We start from the raw sequence: 22,326 nt of genomic DNA on the forward strand, positions 1-22,326 counted from the left end.
TCACGGGTTCTTGAACTCGACGTTCGCCCGCGTGAACGGGACCTCTTTTTGCAGCATGGCCTGCGGGCGTACGAAGTCCTTGAGGAGCACCCGAACTAGATCGTCACCCGACATGCCGATCAGGACCTCGGCGACATCGGGGAGTTGGCGCTGCAAGCGGGCGACCTCGACGACGCAGCGCTGGGCCAACCCCGGGATGGCATCGGCGCCGACCAGGATGTTCGCGCCGAGTGGTTCCCGGTAGTCCCTCGTGCGCTGGTCGCCATGGTATCGGTTCACGCTGCGGAGATGTTCGTCCAGGTCTTCCCGGTAGATGCGCGCCTTGCGCGAGTAACGCCGGACGTCGGCCAAAGATTTGCGGCGAACTTCCGTCAATTCGGCGAGACGTTTCGAATCGATTTTCGAAATCTCCGCTTGCAGGTCCTCCTCCGCGACCCGGAGCTTCCGCATGCACTGGATCACAGAATCCAGGTTGTCGCGATCCCTCCCGTTGAGCAGCACGCGTACCGCTTCAGCCAGAACGGCCACCGACTTGATGCGGGGTTCCACCTTGCCGTAGATCCCCATGATGTCGTACACGGATTTCTTCAACTTTCCCGCCGGGGACTTCGCCGGCACCGAGTCGAAGTGGTCGTACCTCCCCAATCTACCCAGCTGCTTCCACAGGTCCTGGTGAGGTTTACGAGAATAAGAGAGGATCCCGCCCTCATCGTCGGCACGGATAGTCGGAAATTCCTGGTCGTTGAAATCGTTCAGCATTAACCACCCGTCGCCCTCTTCGAGCTTGTTGATCGGGAGCGTGACGCGAGCGGGGTCATCCCCACCGAAGCGACTGTTCCGAAAACCGTCGCCGGCCGGTTCGATGTAGAAAAACACGAACCCGTGGTTGGCCAATGCTACCTTGTCCCCGTCGTCGGTGTTGCCCCCCAGCGAGGTGCCCTCGTTCTCCAGCATCGCCATGGACTTGAGGACGCTGCTGGCGCCAGAAGCGCCCTGCGGGCCGAGGGTCCGCCTGAGACGATCGGCTGGCGAATAGTGCCGCAACACGCATTCCCGCAAGCTCGCCTCAAGCTTCCGCCGCATGCCGGCGATCCACGATTCCGCCGCGTCACCGGAATTCCCCTCGCCCACCTGCGACACCGCAGCCGAATCCCGCTGTGCGGCCGCGGCAACGTTAGTTTCGAGGCCCAAGGACATCAGGTTCTTTGCGGAAATATCCTTGAAGTGGCCGAGATAGGATCCACGGAACGGCCCCTTCTTCACGAACGGCTCTCTCCATACGGCACCAAAATGGTGCATCAGGAAGTAACCGTAGTTATTCCACTTCTCACGATTGATTTCGAGTTCCGCCTCGAGCGACTCGCGATTCGCACGCAGCCATCCCTCATTCTTGACGCACCACTGATCGACATCCTCCCTCGACGCCCTCAGATCGTTGATCTTCTGGAAGACCTCCATTGTTTTGATCGACTCGCTGAGGATCAGATCCGGCCGACTACCGCCCTGCAAATCGTCTCGCTCAAGGGCCTTCCGATGCTTGGCGGCCTCCTGGTCGTACTCAGCCCTGCGATGCTCGAGCTCCTGCAGGACGACTTGCAGCTCAGGCGGTGCGCCGTGCTCCCGATCAACATCGTCGTCAGAATCGGATCGGAGGTCTTCGGAATCATCGAGCGCTGCGAGCAGCTCATTTACGTCGGAATCGGAATCGAGATCTACATCCACATCGGACTCGGACGTGGCTCCGCGTCCCGCCAACAGGGGACCCGGCGAGTCCCCGCTCGATTCCGGCGAACCCCCGTAAGCGAGATCCATATCGACATCGGACTCGTCGTCCCCCTGCAGGGGGGCGCCGGTGTCGGCGGTGCCCCGCCCGACATCAGGCACCGTCACGGGCTCCCCGCCCAGGAACGCCTGCCCGCCCCGCCCGGAGGGGCCGGTGGGGGCGGGCAGATCCGCGGTCTCCCACGGCGTCGGCGACAGCTCCAGCACCTCGCCGGAGGTCACCGGAGCGACCCACACCTCCAGCGGGTCCGTGTCGAGATCCGCGAACCACCCGATCTGATCGTCCAGGAACACCGCCTGACCACCGATGTTCTTGACCCGGAAGAAGTGGCCCTCGCCATCGCCCTGATCCCGGTACACCACCGCCTGCGACCCCTCGGGCCGTCCCTTGACGTGGCCCTCCGCGCCGAAATACCCGTCCCGCTGCTTCGAGAACCGCAACCCCGTCTCGGCCTCCACCTCGTGCCGGTACTTCGGACCGCTCGGCTGCGCCTTGAGCTTGCCCGCCCGCTCCGGATGGTTGTCCGCGTTCACCCCTCGTGCCGTGGCCTCCATGCAGTTGGTGCGATGCCCCGGAACGCCCTTGAGGTAGTTGTCCCGATTCGCGTTGCCCAGGTTCGGAACGTGCTGGCTCAGGAACTCCGCACCAGTCGCGGGATCACTGGCGAACGTCTTCGCCGACACCACACCGGTCCGCGGAGGCAACGGTCGGGCACGTCCGCCGGCGGACTCGGTCAACGTCCCCGCCAAGTCCACACCGCCCCTGCCGAACCGAACGGCCGACTCCAAAGCCTGAAGGCCGCTACCCGCTTCGCGATTGACGGCAGCCGCACCACCCCGCGGCTGCGACTCCATCGAGGACGGGGGCGCGGTCCTGAACTCCCCACCATCACGCACGAGGAGACCACCGGACCCGGTATCCACCGTCACGACCCCGGTCGCGAAATGTATGCGCAGGTCAGGCCGGCCTAAGAGTTCCCGAATCCGCTCGACGAAGTCGTACGCCGCATGACCAGGGGCGAAATTCCTGCCGATTCGGCAGCTCAGCATCACCAGCGCACTCTTCGGATTCTCGGCGAGCGCGCGCCGGAACGCCGGTTTCGCGAACAACGTGTCGGCCATGGTCTTGCCGTCGACTTTGAGCAAACGCTCCGGAATCAACTGCCCATTGCTGAGCCCGATGGTGAAGTCCGAATCACTGCCATGCGCGTCAACGTAGATCGGCGGAGATTCCGGAATATCATCAGCGTACGGCGTCGGCTCCGATGTGATGCTCCCGTCCGGCCACTGCCGCTTGTACGTCTGCTGGGAAGCGGCAGTGATCCTCCTGTTCCAGATCGTCATACCGATCAGGTCGAAGTTGTCCCGGATGGCGAACAGGAGCGAGCTCTTCTCCAGCGGGTTCGACAAGTAATTGATCAGCGCCCGACTCGCCGAATAGGGAACCCATTCGTGCCCATCCCACCCCATGAGCATTTCTTCCTGCTCAGGAGCCGACGGGAACGACTCCTCCACCTCGGGACCGATGACAATGGCCGGTATCCCCGCACCGGACGCACCACCCCGCCCAGTGGGCTGCGCCCGCAACTCGGCTCCGCGCTCCGCCGCGGGACGGATCTCCCGCTGCGCCGGGGTTTCGGTGAGCTCGGCGGGCACGAAGTCCTCCACCCCGATTGCGGCTCGCCCGGCGTGTGCTCCGACCAGCAATTCCGGATCCAGCTTCGGGCCGGTGAACTCCCGCAGCACCGACTTGACCATCGGCACCATCGGCAGGATTCCCACCACGTTCTCCGGCCTGGCATCGGGCATCGTCGCGCGGTCACCGTCCAAGAACACGACCACCCCGTCCGGCGAGCACGCCGCGACAACGCCGTGCAGCATGCCCGCGGAACCGCGCAAGAACACCGGTGCCTTCACGTTCGGCAGCTGCAGCATGTGCGTGATCACCTCGTCGAACGAGGCTTCAACCGCTTCCGGCGGATGATCCTGCAACTGCTGGAGCTCGTTGATGCTGGCCTGCACGCCCTCCCACGCGTCGTCCAGCGCCATGACTTCCCGCTGCCGCTCGTCCGCGGGCAACTCCATGATTCTCCGCTGCTGCGCCTGCGACAGGCCGAAGCCCTGTCTCAGCAGTTCGTGGTTCCGCGCCCGCAGCGCGTCGATGCGGTCTTGGACGGGCAAGGTGCGAGCCCGCTCATGCCTCCCGAGTTTCCCGGCGTAGAGCTGCGCCTCCAACTCCGCGAGAGACCGGTGGAGGAGCAGCTCCAGAACCCGCTGCTGCAAGTGCCCGACGGTCATCGGGCCGCCCGCGTCCACAGCCACCGTCACATCACCGGCCAGCGTCAGCATCGTCGCGACCAACGACGCTCCGCACCTGTTCGCCCGCCGGCCTCTCGGATTGATCCCGAGCAGGTTCGGGAAGGTCGCTCTGAAGAACGCGTCAGCGTCCGCCGTGCTGTGGAAGCTCGAAGCCGTGAGCGCGGAGTTGGCCACCTTGGGACGCCGGAACGTCACGCCCCCGCTTCCCGGCGGAGGGGCGGAAAGCTCGCCGTACCCCGGCGGCCGGGCATAGGGCGGCGCGACGAGTTCGTCCAGCGCCTCGTCGGCCGGACCCGGCTCCTCGACCGGACCCGGTTCACCGGCCGGACCGGACGCGTCCGGAACCGAGCGCCCCAGGAAACGCCCGAAGGTCCCTCGCCGCACCGATCGCAAACCCCCGACGGCCGAACCCGAGGCACCGGCCGATCCCGGCCCGCTCGGGACCGAGCGCCCCAACAATCGCGAGACCAGCGCTGAACGGGTTGACCGCGAATCGTTCTCGCCATCGCGCGAGCCGCTCCCGCCGTCCACGGGGTACTTCTGCATCCCGATCAGCAGCTTCGAGTCCAGCGGCTCGCCCACGATCGGCACCGCGCCCGTCCCCGGCAGCGGCACGTATCCGACCACATCAACGGAATCGACCATCACCCCGCGCTGGGGATCCGCGAATCGGCCGTCGGCACCAGGTTCCCCCAGCACCGCGTGCAACATTCCGTCCTGGCCGTTGAGCAGCACCACGCCCAGCGCCCCCGCGCGCTGCCCCTCGATGTGCTCGGCCACCTGCTCGTGCGTCGCCGCCACCGGCCACGCACCCACGCGTGCCGCCAGCCGGCCCACGGTTTCCGCGCCACCCGGCGGCGCGACGACCAGCTCACCGCGAACGCGCGTCTGCCACGCCGCCAAGACCGACGGCACGCAATTCTCCCGGCGACCCCGCTCGCCACGCGCATACCGCTGCGCGTTCACACCCACGAACTCCGGATAGCGAGCCAAGAACTCCGGGCCACCCGCGACCGAATCCCGACCGGCCGAACCGGAGTCGAAGTCCTCCGGCTCGGAACTCTCGACGCCCTCCGAATCAGAGCTCGAATCCTCCAGCAACGGCCGCTGCCGACGAGGTGACTCGTCGCTCGACCCCTCCGACCCGGAACTCTCGTCCCGCAGCAAGGGCCGCCGGTGCGCCCCGGATTCGCGCGACGAGTCCGGGTTCGGCACCCGGGGACGCGACGAGTCGTCGGTCGAGTTCCGCGGCTCAGCTGGGAAGAGCCGGGCGTAGGCACCGCGCACGGCCCTCGGTTCGGCGAACAGCTCCGCCAGCTCGGCGTAGTCGCGCCGGACTCGCGGGGAATACGCGAAGAGCCGGTCTTCGGACGTGGTGGCCCGCTCGCCGTCCGCGTCGGTCTCGAAGTCCCCCTCGTCGCGCTCCGCCTGGTGCAACTGGTGCCACTCCACGAACACCCGCCGCACGTCCCGCACCGCATCGTCCGAGAGCCGACCCCGGGCCCCGTCCCGGCCGGTCAACCGCAACGCCGTCCGCGCGACGAACTCGAAGACCGAATCCGCACGGGTCGCCCCCGCGCTGAACTGCCCGAACGGATCGGACTCCACCAGCGTCCGGGCCACGTCCAGATCTCCCTCGGCGAAAAGGCCGCCGTAGCGCCCGACGAGGTCGGCCGCCACCGCGTTGCGCGGGACCACGTCGAGCCGCCGCTGGTGCGCCGCGGCTTCGTTCGCGATGAGCTCTCGCTCCTCGGCGTGATCCGGCGGTATGCCGTCGGCGTAGTTCTCCTGGGGCGGGAATTCGTCCTCGTACTGCTCGTACCGGGCGACCTGCTGCCGTTGCGCGCCGTCGGATCCGAGGCCGCGGAACAGGATCGCCTTGACCACCGCGTCCACCGGGATCACCCGGCCGGAGTCCGACTCCGCCCCCGCCAGCTCCTGGTACCGCCCCAAAGCGCGCCGCACCCGCTCCCGATGGGCGCTCGCCTGCTCGCCGCCGAAGTGCGGCCCGTCCCGGTGCAGGAACTCCGGAAGGTGCTCGCCGACCGTCGCGACGATTCGATCCGGGCCCATCCGGTCGCGCCACCGCGCGGTGATCGCCGCACCGGCCCTCCGTTGCCGGGCACGCTGCTCCGGCAACTCTTCCCGGAAGGCGGCGAACTCGTTGTCCGCGCCCTTCGCCGTGATGCCCAGATCACCCAGCATCCGGCCGTGATCCTCCGCCAGGGCCACCACGATCTCGGCCTGATCGGCCCACGGTCGCACCGTGCGTTCCATGAAATCGTCCAGGACGCACGGGCGCTCCGACGCGGTCTGGTGGTGCCCGGCGCAGTCCTCCACCTGGTTTTCGCCGAACCCGTGCTCGCCGAGGAAGTCCCGCAGCTCCTCGGTCCGCTGGTCGATCGGCACGAGCGAGTCGCCCCCGCGCAGCTCGACCGCCGCGTTCCGCCGCGACGGCGACACCAGTTCCAGCCAGGTCGAATAGTGCTGCCGCAGGCCGCGCGCGATCCGGCGAGATTGCCAGGTCGAACCGGCCTCGATCTCGTCCAAAGTCGGCCAGGCCCGCCAGTTCGGGCTGAGCTCCCGGTCCGTGCGCGGCACGCCGAGCCGGTCCCGCAAGCCGTCCACGTGCTCGACTGAACCCGCCCAGTCCCCGCGCAGCAGCCCTTCCTGCCCCATGCCCGAGGTGTAGGTGACCATCGAACCCGGCACGAGCTCGCCGACGAGCTCGGGCAGCGATTCCCGCGCAACGGTGAACAGGTTCGGGCCCGCCTTCGGCCACACGTTCACCGTCCGCCCGTCGTGCTGGTGCGGGAACTGCTCCCGCGCCGCCGCGTCCAGGCTCAGCTTCCGGACGAATTCCAGGGACGCCAGGTACGACCGGATCACCGGCGGATTCGCCGCACGCCACGGCTGCACCTCCGCCAGCACGTCCTCGGCAGCCGACAGCAACTGCACCGCCGAGAGCGGACGCCCCGCGATCACCGACAGCGGACGGCCCGCCTGCGAACTCAGCACGGTGATCTTCCCGTTCACCGGATCCTGCTGCACATCGCCCAGCGAAGCCGCGCTCGGCTCCCCGCTCAGGACGTCCAGCTGCGGCAACTGCACCGCCGAGACCACCGTGTACAACCGCACGTGCGGCACCCCGCCGACGACCTCCACCTCGAACTCACCGCGATGCACCACCGGAGGAAGCGGACGGTCCCCTCCCGGCTCCGGCTCGGAGAGCAGGCCGGGCCGGCTGGGGCCGGGATAGGAAGCCCCGGCCACCCCCAACGCGGAGCCCGGCACCTGCCCCCGCGACACCACCGGAGCCGACGACGACGGCGGCGGCGCGGCAGCCGGGCGCGGCCGGTAGGCCGGATTCGGGAAGTACTCGATCCGGCCCCCGTCGTACCGCACCTCGCAGCCCCGGATGAACTCCGGGCGGACGCCCCCGGGGAAGACCACCTCCTGCTGCTTGGGCAGCGCATACCGGTTCAGCGACGACACCAGGTCGATCCCGCCGGGAGCGTCGATCTCGAACACCTGGATGTGGTCGGCTTCTCGCTGGTTCGCGCCGAAGCTGTCGTTCCACCGATGATCGCCCCAGCCGACCGCGAAGTCCTTGCTCCGGCTGGAAGCGACGAAAGACGTCCGCTGGTCGATCGTCATCTGGTACTCGTCCAGCGAGGACGGCGACACCGACTCTTCCCACGGGACCAGGCCGACCCGGAAGACCGTTTCCCTGTCCCGGCTGTCCTCCCGGTGGAGCACCTCGTCGTCCACGCGCCACATGAGCCCGCCCGGACCAGCGGAGAGCTCGATCAACCGCAACTCCGACGAGTCCACTGCCCGCACCGCCGCGTCGAGCGCGTTCGCGGGCCGGATCGCCGAAACCCGGCGCGTCGGCGAGTCGTATTCGGCCTGATCGCTGCCGAAGAGCAGGTCCTTCTCCCGAATGCCGGCCTTCTTCGCGAGGAACCTCTCCAGCGGAGTGGACACCTGCTCGAAATCGGATTCGTAGGCCCCCTCCAGGTTGACCAACCCGTTGTAGAGCTGAGCCAGCGATTCGTACCGCTCACGGTCGATCGGCTGCCCGGGAGTCGCCTCCGCCCGCCAGGCGTACAGCTCGGTGAACAGGCGCCGGAAACCGCGCTGGACGCGCAGGTGCGCTCCGCGATGTTCGGTGTCGGCACCGAGATCGCCGAGCGTGTCCCCCATCAGGTCGAGCCTCGACTTCGCCCTCATGGCGTGGTTCAGCACGTCATCGATCAGCCGGTTGAGGCTTCTCCTCGTGGGCTGGCTCGGGTGATCCGGCCCATGGCTGATCTTCGGGACCACGCGGATGCCGCGCCGCCCCAGTTCGAGTTCCCTCTTCAGGGTTTCAACGCGGTTCTCCAACACGTAGGGCTCGCGAAGGGACTTCTCCCTGCCGTGCTCGGCGTTCCACCTCTTGAGCAGGTCCGCGCCGCTGTCGAGGAGGCCACGCCATTCCCGCTCGCTCCCCCTGCGGTCCAGTCCGTCCGCACCGCGCCAGACGTGGGTGCTGTCCGGTTCGCGGACGGCGAGGTAGTCGTTGATCTCGGCGAGGATCCGCTGCAAGCGGCGTTCGTTGAACTGGGTGACGGGGTCGTCGGCTGAGCTCGGTTCGGGGGCGTGCTGGCCGGTGGGCTCGTGGTCGGGCCCCCGATAGGACGTCGGGGAAGCCAGCGCACCCGAGACCACCCGGCCGATCCGGCTCAGGTGCCGCGACCGGATGTGCGGGACCACCGTCAGGTCGTGGGCGGCGACCCCGCCCATCACGTTCGTTCCCGCGTTCTGGACGTGCCGCACCGCACCGCCCCACGCGGCCAGGTGCCGTGCCACCGGGCGCTTGGACTCCCGGATGTGCTCGAGCAGGTCCTCCGGCAGCTTCCGCTCGCCCTCGTGCTCGTCGCGCAAACCGAGCCGGTGCAACACCTCGTGCCCGTAGGTCAGCGGGGACTTGCCCACCGGGAAGCGGTCGTCCAGCGCCCGCAACCCCGGCGGGGTCACCTCCATCCGGCGGTGCGCCGAGTCGTGCTCGGCGCGCTCGACCCGCACCAGCAGCCGCTCCCCGGCCAGATCCCCGCCCTCCGGGAAGGACAACCCCTGACTGTTGACCAGGTAGTTCACCCCGAACACCGTCGACCGCCACACCGCGTCGACCTGCTCATCGGTGACACCCCGGACCGGGTCCAGGTCGAGGCGCAGCGTGCCCTCCACGATCCGCTCACCGCCCACCTCGAAACGACGCGCGTCGAAGTACGCGCGGGTCCCGCCGCGATCTTCGGCCGGCAACGGCAACGTCAGATCGACGTCCACCGTGGTCACCGACGCCCGCTCGCGCGCCGCGTCGTACTCCGCCAGGTCGAGTCCCGCACTGCGCGCCGGATGCTCCTCCCGCAACCGCGGATCCGGGTGCATCGGCCAAGTTCCCGCCACGACCCCGGCGATGTCCGTGAGCTGCTCAAGACCGATCGCGTCCGCGCCGTCCTCGACCGGCTTCGCACCGAGCCGCCGCAACACGCCGTCCAGCAGCTCATCGCCGGTGCTCTCCAGCGACCACCGGTCGTCGGACGCCGGACCGTCGACGACGGTGAACCCGGCGTGCGCCGCACCATCCGTCCGATCGTCGCGCTGCAGGTCCAGCACGAAGCGCGCACCGCCGAAAGCACCCTCCGGGAACACCCGCCCGACGTCGTTGACCCGCCGTTCGGCCGCCTCCAGCAGCGACCGGTACATCGCGTCCACCCGCTCCGCAGACACCCCAGCGCCAGGGCGCAACCCCAACCGCACCGTCGCGGACAGGAACCGCTCCCCACCCGAGACGAACCGGCGCGCCTCGAACATGGGGCTCAGCCCGTCCGCCGACACCGGATGCGGCTTCGCCGACCGCCATTCCGGATCCTCCGGCGACGGCCGCACATCCGGAACCACCCGATCGCCGAGCCCGGCCGCCGAGTCCCGCACCGACGGCACCTGCGGACCGGACACATGCTCGGCCGCAGTCGGCGTGGCACCTCGCGAGAGCCCCCCGCCGACGAACGGGTCCTCCTGGGCCTCTTCCCCAGCACGATCGAGCGGGGGCTGGACACCACGCCGGACGGCGGCGTCGAAATGCTCCGAGAGCACCCGGTTCTCCGCCTCGTCGTCCAGGTGGGAGCCGTCGTCTCCGGTCAGCGACCGGATCAAGTCCTCGCGAACGGCGTGCCTGGCGAACGGGCCGCCACCCGCCGCCCGGTCGAGCTCGCGCGCCACCGCCAGCTCGTGCTCGTCCAGGTTCCGGTCGGGCGCCAGGCCGTACAACCGCCGCACCCGGTCCTGCTCGGCCACGTCGGCCTCGCCCGGCTCCCCGAGCTCCTTGCCCAACTCGACGGCCAGCTCCGGGCGCGCGGATCGCAGGTCCGCGGCCAGCTGTTCGGCCTCGGCACGAGTGAGGCTCGGCTGAGTGCCCTCATGGGCGCTGATGCGTCCCCAATTGATCACGACCTTCTCCGCGAAGGACAGATCCAACGGGCCGTGGATCTGCGCTTCCAGGTAGTCGTGGGTGCTCGGCCCCGAGGCACCCGCCAGCTCGGGGTCGTAGCGGAAATCGGTGGCCTCGGCCACGAGGTGCCGGACCAACTGCTCGTCGCCGTAAGCGAGCAACGTGTACAGGTGCTCTTTGTCGGTGTACTTGACCGCGTTCGCGTTCGCATCGTCGCTGAGCGCGAGACCGGTGTCTCCGGGCGTGAACGTGGTGCGAGCACGGACGTCGTCGTTCCAGTGCAGCACGACCGTGCCCCACTGGACGGCGGTGCCTTCAGTCCGGTTCGGCGGAATCACCGCGCCGTAGCGCGGCATCTCCGACGGATCCGCGGCCGTCGTGCCGTCGCCCTGCTGGAAAGCGGAGGAGTAGCCGAACCACCATTCCACGTTGGCGCGATGACTCGCGGCGGCGCCCTCCAGAACGCCCCTCTCCCACCCGTTCTGGACCGGCTGTCCTTCGGCGAGCAACCGCATCAGCGGGGCGGGCCCACCGTTGCCGTCGGACGCAAGCGCGTGCGGGAACAAGTTCTGGGCGATGGGCCAGGACTTGAGCTTCTCGTGCGCGGCAGCGGCGATCTCGGCGCGTGCTTGTTCGCTGTCCGGGTAGGACGCGCCGAACCGCTGGTTGAGCCGGCGGATGCGGGCGATGGCCCTGCCGCGATCGCGCTGGTGGAATTGCGCACCGCGCAGCTCGGCGGCCATCAGCGCCCACGACTGCGCCGGGGTGAGCCGGTCCCAGCCCTGCCGGTAGTTCGGCGATTCGGGGTCGCGCGCCTGCGCGAGCCGCGCCACTTCCGCGCCGTCGGGCACCATCCAGCGGTTCTCGTTCTCCGGGTCCCCGAGGTCGTCCAGGTCCCGGCTGCGCATGCCGAGCGGGAGCGTGCGCCCCTCGTCGAAGCGGACTTCGATCTCGCGGTCGCTCAGCGGCGATCCGCCCGGCTCACCTTCCGCACCGGGGCCAGCGGATCCGGAACGCTCGTCCCGCGACTGCGGTTCCGCCTCCGGCGTGGAACCTCGTGCGAGGTCCCCTTCGACCACCGGGTCGCTCGCTTCATCCGGCATCGGCGGGCTTTGGGCCTGCAACGGCCCGCTCTGGTCTTCCCCGTCGGAGCCCGGAATCTCGAAACCGAGGTCGACGAGCCCCTGCCGATCGACGAGGAGGGGAATGGGATTGTCCCTGCCGGTGCTGATCGGGTGTTCCCACCCCGGCCGGTTGCCCCCGCCCCGGTAGCTCGGTTCGAGCCGCCACCTGGGAACCGCCGAGACCAGGTACATCGTCCGGTGCTCGGTGTCCGCGGCCTCGATCTTCGCGGACAACGCCGTGGACTGCTTCCGGTTCCGCTGACCGAGGGGCCTCTCGAAGTCGGCGACCTGCTGGACGGGCCTGAAGTTCGAGTTCTGGATGTTGGGCTCGCGGAACTGGAGCGTGAAGGTGGGCCCCCAGTCGAGGCCTTGGTCGGCCGCCCACTTCACGAGCCGTTCCTCGACCTCGCTCGGCTTCAGCGAACCGTCCAGCACCTGGTGCAGCTTGCGCTGCGTCAGTCCCGCCTTGATCACCACTCGAGCGAGGGGGCCGCTGGTCAGCTCGGCCCGGTAGCCGGCCTCGGCCATTCCCGCGGCCAAGTTGGTGCGCAGCTTGTCGACGTGCACCTCGGTCAGCAGGGAGTAGGCGTCGCCGGGGCGGAGCCGGGGACGGCCCTCGTCGCTCCCGAGGATGAGGTTCTTCACGGCCGCGCGGAGCTTCGGCGCGTCGAAGCGACCGACGTGCACGACAGCGTTCGCCGAGAACCCGAGCGGCAGTCCCCGTTGCCGTTGATCGTGCCGAAGGGACCAGGTCTGCTCCGCGAGCGGTTCCGGGGCCGGGGAACCGGGCGTGACGGTCTCCTCGACCGGCACCGTCGAACGGATCGCGTCGGGCACGGTGAAGCTGCCCGACCACGGCTCGCTCAGCACCGGGGAAGTCAGCGTGGATATCCAGTCCGGCAGGAGCTTGCGGTAAGCGCCCGGTGACGCGTAGGGGTACACGTCGATCTCGACGTCCAAGTCGTGGACGAACTGGTGGCTCGGTCCCTCCAGCCCGGCGAGTGCACCGGTGGTGTGCTCGCGCACGTGCTCCGGCTGGGTCACCGTGTTGTAGGTGATCGCGCCGCCAGGGGCGATCAGTGCCGCCGGAACCCCGGTCTCCGCCGGGTAGGCGATGACGGCCGCGGTGAGCTTGCCCAGGAAGCCTCGCGTGTCGTACCGACGCGTCTGGTGGGTGAGCTCGTGCCCCGAGGAACGCTCGGGCGCGCCGGGGTCCGACGGTCGTCCGATCGTCTGGTGGTAGCGGCCTCCCCGCGGGGTGCCGTGCACCACCACGAGCTGCTCGACCCGGCCGAAGGCCTGGTCGGTGACCACCAGCAGCGGCCACCCCCCGTTGACGATCTCCCTCAGCACCGGGTCGCCCTTCAGCGAACCGAGCACCGGCCACACCGAGTCCCGCATCATGCGTTCGTTGAGCGAGTCGAACAGGCGCTGCGCCGCCGGCGGGGAGATCGACGTCTCCGCCGTGCGCAGCGCTCGCAGCACGGCGGACAACGTCTGGAACCGCGCGCTGGCCGACTGCCCGTTGACCCGCGACCGGCGGGCCAGCTGCCGGGCGATCCCCTCCGCCAGCTCGCCGCCCACTTTCAGGCGGTGCGCGCCGATGTCGCCCTTTCCACGCCCGACGTCGTCCGGGGGGCGGACCTCTGGGGACTCGTGCGGCGACTCGCCCCGGACCTCGTCCTCCTGCGGCTCCACTTCCCGGTCCGGCGCCGAAGACGGGGCCTCCGGCGCGCCGTCCGCCTGCGCGTCGCGCCCCCGGCGGTAGCGCTCGGCGTCCTCCGGCCGGAGCTTCGCGACGTCCTCCTCGGCGAGCGTGCCGACTTGGTCGATCACGCTGGCCGGAACCCACACCTTGACGTAGCCGGGTTGCTGGAGCGACTTCGTCGCGTGCACCGCGGTTCCGTCGTACAACTTGCGCAGGACGCTCTCCCAGCGCCGCCGCACCGAGGTCCGCGCCGTGTGCGCTCCGTCGTAGCGGATCAGGTATCCGCGCTCGTAGTGGCCCGTCTCGTCGGTGCTCTTGGCGTTGCCGGATTCGGCCGTGCCGGAGCCGCGGGTGTACGAGAGTTCGCCGCCCGCCGCCGCGCCGACGCTGAATTCCTTGTTCACCGGGAAGAAGGCGAACACCCCGGCCCGGAATCGGCCTATGCGGGACTTCTGCTCGCTGACGGCGCGGTCGGTCTCCGAGTTGCTCTTGTCCGCGAACCAGTGGTGGTCATCGACCCGGACCGGGGTCGGATTGCTCAACCGCGTCCGCAGCGAGATGTCCCCGTGCAGCTCGCGGCTGCCGATGATTCCACCGTTGTTGTGGGTTTTCAGCTCTCGGCGGTCCCCGAGCAGCACCGCCCCGCCGAAACCTGCCATCCGCTCTTCCGGCGAGCTGAAGACCTCCAGCCCTCCCAAGCCGGCGTTGCGCTCGTTCAACGCATCCTCACCCGGGTCGTTCGACCGGCCCGCGTTGAGGCGCAGCCGGTGGCCCCGGTGCTCGTCGAACTTGACGGGCGCGCGCCCGATGAACGGCCGCTTCAGCACTTCCCGCCAGCGGTGGTACGGAATTCCGCCCAGCATGTCCGCCGTGGTGCGCCGCAAACCGGGCACCGGAGCCAGCGACTCCAATTCGAAACCGGAGGGCAGGTCGCCGTCGAGCCCGTGGCGCTCCGCGTCACCGTCCTGCCAGGCGTCTTCAGGCCGGGTTTCCCCGCCGGGCTCGCCGAGCGCGGTGCCGGGCGAGTCCGACACCTCCACGTGGACTTCGCCGCTGACGCCGGGCAGAGCCGTCCCGGGGTTCGACCAGGTGCCGCCGAGGCGCGTGGTGAACTCCGCCGGATACGCGTACCGCCGGACCTGGCCCTTCCCGGTGTACGGCTGCTCGTGGGCGACCTTGCGCGCGATGGTGTCGCCTGCGGTGTTGGCGTGGTCCAGGGTCAACCCGGTCAGGCCGGGCCAGATGTTGTCGGCGTAACCCATCGCGCCGATCCCACCGACGCGGGTCCGGTCCTTGTCCTGCCCCGTGATGCGCTGGTAGGCGGACACGAGCTTGCCGCCGATGGTCTTGCCGGGCTCGTCGACGGCGGGCTTCGCCCGATCGAGGTCCATGGTCCCGTGGAAGAACACGTCCGGCGCGTCCTTGTACAACGCGCTCAGCGGGAACCTGACGCCGTCCCCGCGAGTGATCTCCCTCGCGTGATCCTGGACGAAGCGCCGCATCCGTTGCGCGGCCCGCGGCAGCTCGCGGGCCGCCACGTCGCCCCGCACGGCCAGTTCGGACAGCGCGGGACCGACGAGCGCATCGACCGCGGCCCTCGGCAACCGGTGGACCGCGTCCACCCGGTCCGGGGCGTTGCGGGACTGCTCGGCGTCGGCCTCCCGCTCGGGAGACCCGGCCGGCGTGGTGGAGACGCTGTTGGTCCACCCGTGCTGCTCGGCGTTGTGCGGCTTGAGGCGGCTGGTCGCCGTCCCGGCCACCAAGGTCGGCTCGCCCGAAGCGGCGCGCGCTTCGCGTGGCGCGACGTCGACCACGAACATCAGGTTCGCCAGGTGCTCGTCGAGCGGACCCTCGTAGTTCTCCGTGGTCTCGTGCTCGTGGCTCGCGACCGCCGCACCGTTGTGGATCTTGGCCCGGACGTCCTCGCCCTGGGGGCCGAACAGCAGGCCGGTCAGTCCGGTGACATCCCCGCCCGCGATTCCACCGCCACCGCCGTGCTTGAACGTGATCACTTCCCCGGAGGAGATCTCCCCGCCGGTCATCTCCTTGCGGGTGAGCGTCGCCTCGGAGGTGGCGGCCCGCAGCGGCCGGACATCGGCGACGCCGATGAGGACGTCGACCGGCTTGCGGGCGTTGGCGAAGTCGAAGGTCTTGCGCAGCACCTGACCGCTGAGCAGCGACTTGCCCTCGTCACCGAGTTCGGCGAGCACGGTGCGGAAATCGAGCTCGGCCGGGTCGTTCGGGCGGAAGTCGCTGCCGAGCTTGTCGCGCACAGCCCGGTAGATGCCGCCGACGCCGGAGAAATCGACGTGCTCGATCGCCTCCGGGTGCCCCATCCGCGGGCCGCTCTCCGAGTTCAGCTCCGAGCGCAGCGGCCACTTCAGCCGCAGATCGACCAGCGCATCGCTGGAGTGATGCTGCGGATGACGTCCCGCGGAGGTCGTGGAGATCCGGTAGCGGGCCTGGTGACCGGCGCCGATGACCGGCAGGTCCGGTTCGGTGATCTCGGTCGACGTACCGCGCTTCGCGGCGGAGCTCATGTTGGATCCGCGCTGGTGAGCGGACCCGACGAGCTTTCCCGACACCGCCACGAACGGAGTCGGCACTCGGACCGCGGCGGAATCCGTGCGCGCCTTGGCTCGGCTGCTGGAGACCTGGTGCAGCACCCGCTCCCGGCCGCCGGAGGTCCGGACGTCGTCGGAGCCCGGCAGCGGATTCCCGGGCTCGGAAAGGTCTGCCACGTCCAGGACCACGCGCGGACCTCGGCCGGGCTTGTCCCCGAGGTCCACGATGTGCAGACCTTCCAGGCCGGAGCGGAAGGCGTCCTTCAGGTTCTGGTCCGAGAACGCGATGTCGACCCGCTCGGCCAACTCGGTGTCGTCCGACTTCTGGTCGCGCACCAGGTCCTTGATCACCGATCGGATGCGGGTGCCGTCGATCTCGCCGTCGACCTCGGGGCGTTCGAGCAGGGCGTGCTCGACCATCGAGCCCTGCGGGGCCGTGTCCTGCTGGGTGGTGTCCTGCTCCGTGGTGTGGTCGGCGGGCTCCTCGGCGATCGTCTCCAAACCGCCCTGGCCCGCACCGCGCCCGGCGGCGACGCGATCGCCACCACCGCCCGGTCGCGTCGAGTCCGACTCCGCCAGGGCCTCTCGCGCCTGGGACAGCACCAGCGAAGGCGACTCGGGCTCCGGGCCACCGGTGGTCTCGTCAGCGGTCTCCGGCTCGGCGGGCTCCGTCGAGAGCGTCGTCAGCTCGTACGCCTCGACCCCGTCCATGCCCAACGGCGACTCGAGCCGCTGACCTCCCTCGCCCTCCGGCTCGGCCATCGGCGACGGGCTCAACGGATCGAACTCCAGCAGGGCGAACCGGGCCCGCGAGCGGATCCGCTCGTCCGACGCCGCGGATTTCGGCTCACCGGAACCAGAATCGGACGGCCGTTCGTCCGCACCGCGGTGCTCGGTCACCGGCCACGGTTGCCGTACGTCCACCGGGTATTCGCGACTGATCCGCTCCAGCTGGTACTCGTCGTACTGGGAGCCCTCCCACACCGCGGACGGAGTACGCAGCGGGTTCCGACCGGCCCGGGGATAGCTGCGGAAGCCGCGGTTGCCCGAGACACCGACCACGAGGTGGTTTCCGTCGAGACTCATGTGCAGTCCCAAGGCGCCCCTGGGGAAGTCCGCCGCGAACGGGTACCTGGCCGCGCGCAGCTGCTTCATGAACTGGAGCGAGTGCTGGTTCTCGGTCATCGAGCACGCCATCGCGAACAGCGAGCCCTGCAGGTTCAGCGCGTAGGCGTTCCGGAAGTGCTGGGAGTGCTCGTGCACGATGGCCGTGCCACGGCCGTCCGCGACGACCTCCGTCCACTGGCCCAGCGCCTGGCCTCGCAGGAACACCGCCCCGGGGGGAAGGCTGAAGTGCCCGCCCTCGGGGCCGAACTGGAGATCGGTGATGATCGGGTACTTGTCACCCCAGAGCGGCTGCACGGTGCCGCCGGGCCGGTTCTGCCGCAGCGCGTCCGCCAGGTCCTCCACCGGGGTCGTCCGCACGACCCGGTCCATCAACGGCATGCCGACGCTGGTGTAGAAGTTCGCCAGCGGGCTGGGAGTCCAGAGGAAGCTCACTCCGATCACGACCTGGCCGCGCGGATCGAACCGGGCCTGGCTGAAGATCGGCCGCTGCGCGGGGAGATCCGGGCGGAACCACACGTCCTCCCAGTACGACATCTGGCCGGAGGAGAACCGCGACCGGCCCTGCACCAAGCCGAGCTGCTCCGGTGAGAAAGCCGGCCCCGCGCTCGGGCGCGTGTCCTCGCGTTCCGGCCGAGTGTCCTGCTCGAACCCGGTGTTCCGGCGGCGGGGACGCTCGTGCTGGCGCCGCGCCCCCGCAGCGGCGGTGCCCCGACGCTTGGGAGGCCGCTGGGAAGGCCGGGCATCGGCACCGTACTCCGCGTTGGCCCGGGCCCGGGCCCGGGTTTCACGCTCCATGAGCTCGTCGTCGTACCCCTGGCGCTGCGCCGGATCCGACAAGACCTCCCATGCCTTGTTGATCGCGATCGTGTTGGCCTCGGCGACCTTCCTGTTGCCGGGGTTCTTGTCCGGGTGGTTCGCCAGCAGCAGCTTGCGCCACTTCTTCCTGATGTCGGTGATGTCCTCGCCGCGCTCGCCTCCCAGCACGGCGTAGTGGTCCGTGCTCGACGACAGGTCGGGATTCAGCTCCCGCTTCGGTTCGGGCTTCTCCGGCTCGGGCGCAGGCTTCGGCGCAGGCTCTGGCTTCGGCTCGGGATCCGGCTTCGGCTCGGGCTTCGGCTCGGGATCCGACTTGGACCGCGCATCGGGCTTCGCCGACTCCCCGGCGCGCGGACCCGAGTGCTCCCTGTCGTACCGCGCGCGCTCCGCCGGGTCCGACAACACCTCGAACGCGACCTTCGCCTCCTGGTAGCGCTGCTGGTCCTCCCGGGAAGCCCGCCGCCCGTCCTGCGGATGACGCAGTTGGAAACCGCGCCACGCCTGTTCCAACTCCCGCAGGGAGGCACCGACATCCACGTTCAGCGCGGCATGAAGCCCATCAGATGGCCGCGATCCCGCCTGCGGCTTCGACGCGGTTCCAGGTTCGGCCTTCGGCTGCGGTTTGGGCTCGGCCTCGGCCTGCGGCTGCTTCGGCTGCGACTTCGCGTCGTACCTCGACGGCTCCGCCTTGGCCTGCGGCCGGGACTCGGGACGTGCACCAGAGCTCGTCTCGGCCGCGGACTGAGCCTGCGCAGCAGACCTCAACTTCGCCACAGCACGCTCGATCTCATTAGCCCGCTCCGGCTCTATCCGGTCCGAATACAGCAGACCCGCCAGCGCACGCTCCAACCGATAGACCGGCGCATTCCGCTGAACGCCCAACTCGTCATACATGTCAACCGAACCCGACGACCGCGGCTTCGACCCCTCCGCGCTCGATCGCGGCTCGGCCGCAGGCTTCGGCTTCGACTGCTCCGCCTCCGGTTTCGACTCCGGCTTCGGCTCGGATTGCTGCTGCGGCCGGGACTCCGGCCCCGGTTCAGGGCGGGTTTCCGGTTGCTGATTCGAACTTCCTTCGGCCCGCGCCCCCGGCCTGCTCGCGCCAGGCACTTCCTCGGCGTCGGAATCGGTGTCGGAGCCGGAGTTCGAGGACCCGTCGTCGTCGACGTCCGACTCCACGGTGAAGTCCGAACCGACCTCGGACTTGTGGTCGTCGTCGATGTTCTCGGAATCGTGCGAATCCGACCTCCCCTCGGGATGCCCGTCAGCACGGCCCGCCGGTGCGGGCCGGGGGGCGCCTCCGCGCTCGATCTCCGCGAGTTCTTCCGGCGAGTACCGGGTGGAAGAGAGCGTGGTCTTCTCGACCACGTATCGGGGCTTGCGGACCGTCCGGGGGAAAGAGCTGCCCACGGTCTCGGTCTCCACTCGCCTGCGCGCTCGGAAGCGCACCAGGCCCCGGTTCTCCGCCACCGCGAATCCACCACCGGGCAGCGGCGAGGATCGGCTGCTGCCGACGAACACGTCGACGTTGTGCCCGAGTTGCGCCAACCGCCGAGTCAAGTCCGCGAGGAGCTTGTCGTTCTCCATCGAATCGGTCAGCAGCAGGAGCTCGGGCTTGCCGCCCGAACTCTGCGATTCGGCCAGCAGTTTTAGGAACCTGTCGCTCTTGTCCAGGTATTCCGCGACGGTGCTGCCGCTCACCCGACCGATCTTGGTGCCGCTTCCACGCTTGATCGGAAGCTCGAACTTCCCTCCGTCGTTGCCGATCGCCACCACGACGGGCTCGCCGAAGAACACGTCCGCTTCGCTGCCCGGGAAGGCCGCCGCGGCACGAGTGGGCAGCCCGGGAACCGTCCGCAGCACGCGGATGCGGTCCGCGGTCCTCGCCCACTTCCGGACCCAGTCCGCCCGGCGCGGATCGGGTTCCAGGGAGATCCCTATCGGATGCTTGTCGGCGGTGCGCAAGGTCCCCCTTGCGACGTCCTTGCGCCGGAACTCGAGCGGGCGCCCCCGTGAGTCCTCGGCTCTGAACCAGGACCGCCGCTTGCGACGGCTGGACGGCCCCGCACCCCTGCCGGTAGGACCGGAGGGCAGAGGTTCGTCCCCGGTCTCCAGCGGAGCCGGCGACAGGTGCAGCTCGTCCTTCGACGTCACCGGGGCGATCCACACCTCCAGCGGATTCGTGCCGAGATCCGCGAACCACCCGATCTGGTCGTCCAGGAACACCGCCCGGCCGCCGATGTTCTTGACCCGGAAGAAGTGGCCATCACCATCGCCCTGGTCCCGGTACACCACCGCCTGCGAACCCTCCGGCAGGCCCTTGACGTACTCCTCCGCGCCCGCATAACCGTCCGGCTGCTCGGAGAACTCCAGTCCCGTCTCGGCCTCCACCTCGCGCACGTACCTCGGGCCGCTCGGCTGCGCCGTGAACTCGGCCGCCCGCTCCGGATGGTTGTCCGCGTTCACGCCCTGGATCGTGGCGAGGATGCAGTTCGTGGCGCTGCCGGGAACACCGTCGAGGTAGTTCCGCCGGTTCGCCAGGCCGAAGTTCGGTGCGTTCTCGCGCAGGAAGTCCGCCCCGGACACGGGATCGTTCGCGAACGTCTCCGCCGACACCACGTCCGGCAGCGCACGCCCGCCCCGCTCACCGGGCTCGGTCGGCGCGACCGACTCCACGCCGCCCCGGCCGTACCGCACGGCCGATTCCAGCGCCTGGTAGCCGCTCCCCCGTTCGCCCGCGAAGCCGTCGCGGTCGCTTCGGCGCGGCCGGAAGATGTCGAACATCCCCGGCGTGCCCTCCGAATCCACGGCAGCGGACAAGAACCGGAACGAACCGTGCTCGGACAGCTCGTCGAACGTCTCCTGTTCGAGCGCCGTGCCGAGCAACCGCCCGCCCTCGCCCAGCGGGCCGCTGGAGTCGAGCGGACCGGTCGAGGCGAACGGCCCTTCCGGCACCAGGGGCTCGCCGGTGTCGAGCGCCATCGTGTCGAACCGTGAGTTCCACAGGTCCTGCTCAGGCCCGTTCCCGGTCGACAGGATCGACTCCCGGACCTGCCGCAGCAGAGGGGCGTAGTTCTTGACGTCGCCGTTGTACATCGCCAGGGCGTGGACAGCCCGCTGGCCGCCGAGGTGTCGCTGGAGGTGGTGCTGCGCCGCCACCAGCGACAGCCCGGACCTCGTGTAGTCGACCAGCAGCACGTTCTTGTCCGCCGGGATGTCGCCCAGGAACTCGTCGAAGTGCTGCCCGAGCAGTTCCCGCTCCGAGTCGCCGAGCGCTCGGGTGCCCGGACCGTCGAACGCGCCGTACGCGGCGGAATCCGGGTCCGGCGCCGCCCGGAAGCCGGACAGCGGGATCGACACGGCCTGGTGCCCGCGCGATTCGAGGGCCGTGACCACCGGTGCCGGGCTGCGTCCCACGCCCACGTAGGAGAACCGGTCCGGCGGGTACTGGTCGGTGATGCGCCGCGCCAGCTCGTTCGTCGCTTCGATGACGCGCTGCTGGTCGATCAGGTGCTGCCTGCCCCGCTCCGGACCGGCCGCACCACCCCTGCCGGTGGGGCGGTCGCCGTGGCCGGACCGGTCCCGTCGCTCGCCGCGCGAGGAGTCCGCGGGCACGACGTCGTCGTAAGTGGGAGGCGCGTCTCCGGGCTCGTACAGGGGAGGCGCCTGGACGTGCCCCTCCGGCATCTCGTACGACGGAACCGGATCACGGACCTCCTGCCCCATCCCGGTCTCATGCGGCGGTTCCGTCTCGAGAGCCCGCGCGAGAACCCGCGGGGCTTCCGTCACGTCCTCCGCTGCCGGATCCGGCACACGCCGCAGCTGCCGCTGCCGCTCGACATCGCGCACCGCATCCGGATCACTCTCCCGCGTGATCGGCGCCGCATCGGTCCGCAACGTGGGAACCGTCCGAGCACCCGAACTCCCCGGTGCGGACCGACGCGGGTTGCGCCTGTCGGATCCGCCCGCGTCCCTGCCCCGCGCTCCTTGCTCCACCGGCATGTGGGCAGGCGCCATCACCCGGTCGGTCGGTGCCGGCGCGAACCGGACCGCCACCGAAGGCGTGCTCGTGACCCCCAGATCGCCGGCCTGCCCGTCGAAGTACACGACCCAGCCGTGCAGGTCGTGCGCCGTGATGAAGTGCCCGACATCCGCCTGCTCCTGGAAGACCACCCCGTGGGGGGAGTGCCGCTGCCGCGTGAGGTAGTCCTCGATGTGCGCATAACCTTGGGCCTCGTCGAATCGCAACCCCGCGAGCCCCGCGAGCAAGCCCCGGTTCACCGGAGCGCTCGGCCTGGTGCGGAACTCACCCCGCCTCGCACGATGCGGGAAGTTCCTCGAATTCAGCGTGTTGATCGAGGCCGGACCGCAATTCGTCCGGTGTCCGGTGAC

Annotated in this window: 1 protein-coding gene (running past one end of the window); it reads right to left on the reverse strand. The window is 69.6% G+C overall.

Translation table 11 applies throughout. The features are described 5' to 3' along the window. Nucleotides 1-22,326, reverse strand: partial view of a DnaJ domain-containing protein gene (locus H1226_RS21415; protein ID WP_258342249.1) — the 3' portion only. 10,515 nt of this gene lie beyond the right edge of the window; only the last 22,326 of its 32,841 coding nucleotides appear in the window; the start codon falls outside the window, past its right edge; the stop codon is at nucleotides 1-3.

Source organism: Saccharopolyspora gregorii (assembly GCF_024734405.1).
In the GTDB taxonomy this organism is placed as follows: Bacteria; Actinomycetota; Actinomycetes; order Mycobacteriales; family Pseudonocardiaceae; genus Saccharopolyspora_C; species Saccharopolyspora_C gregorii.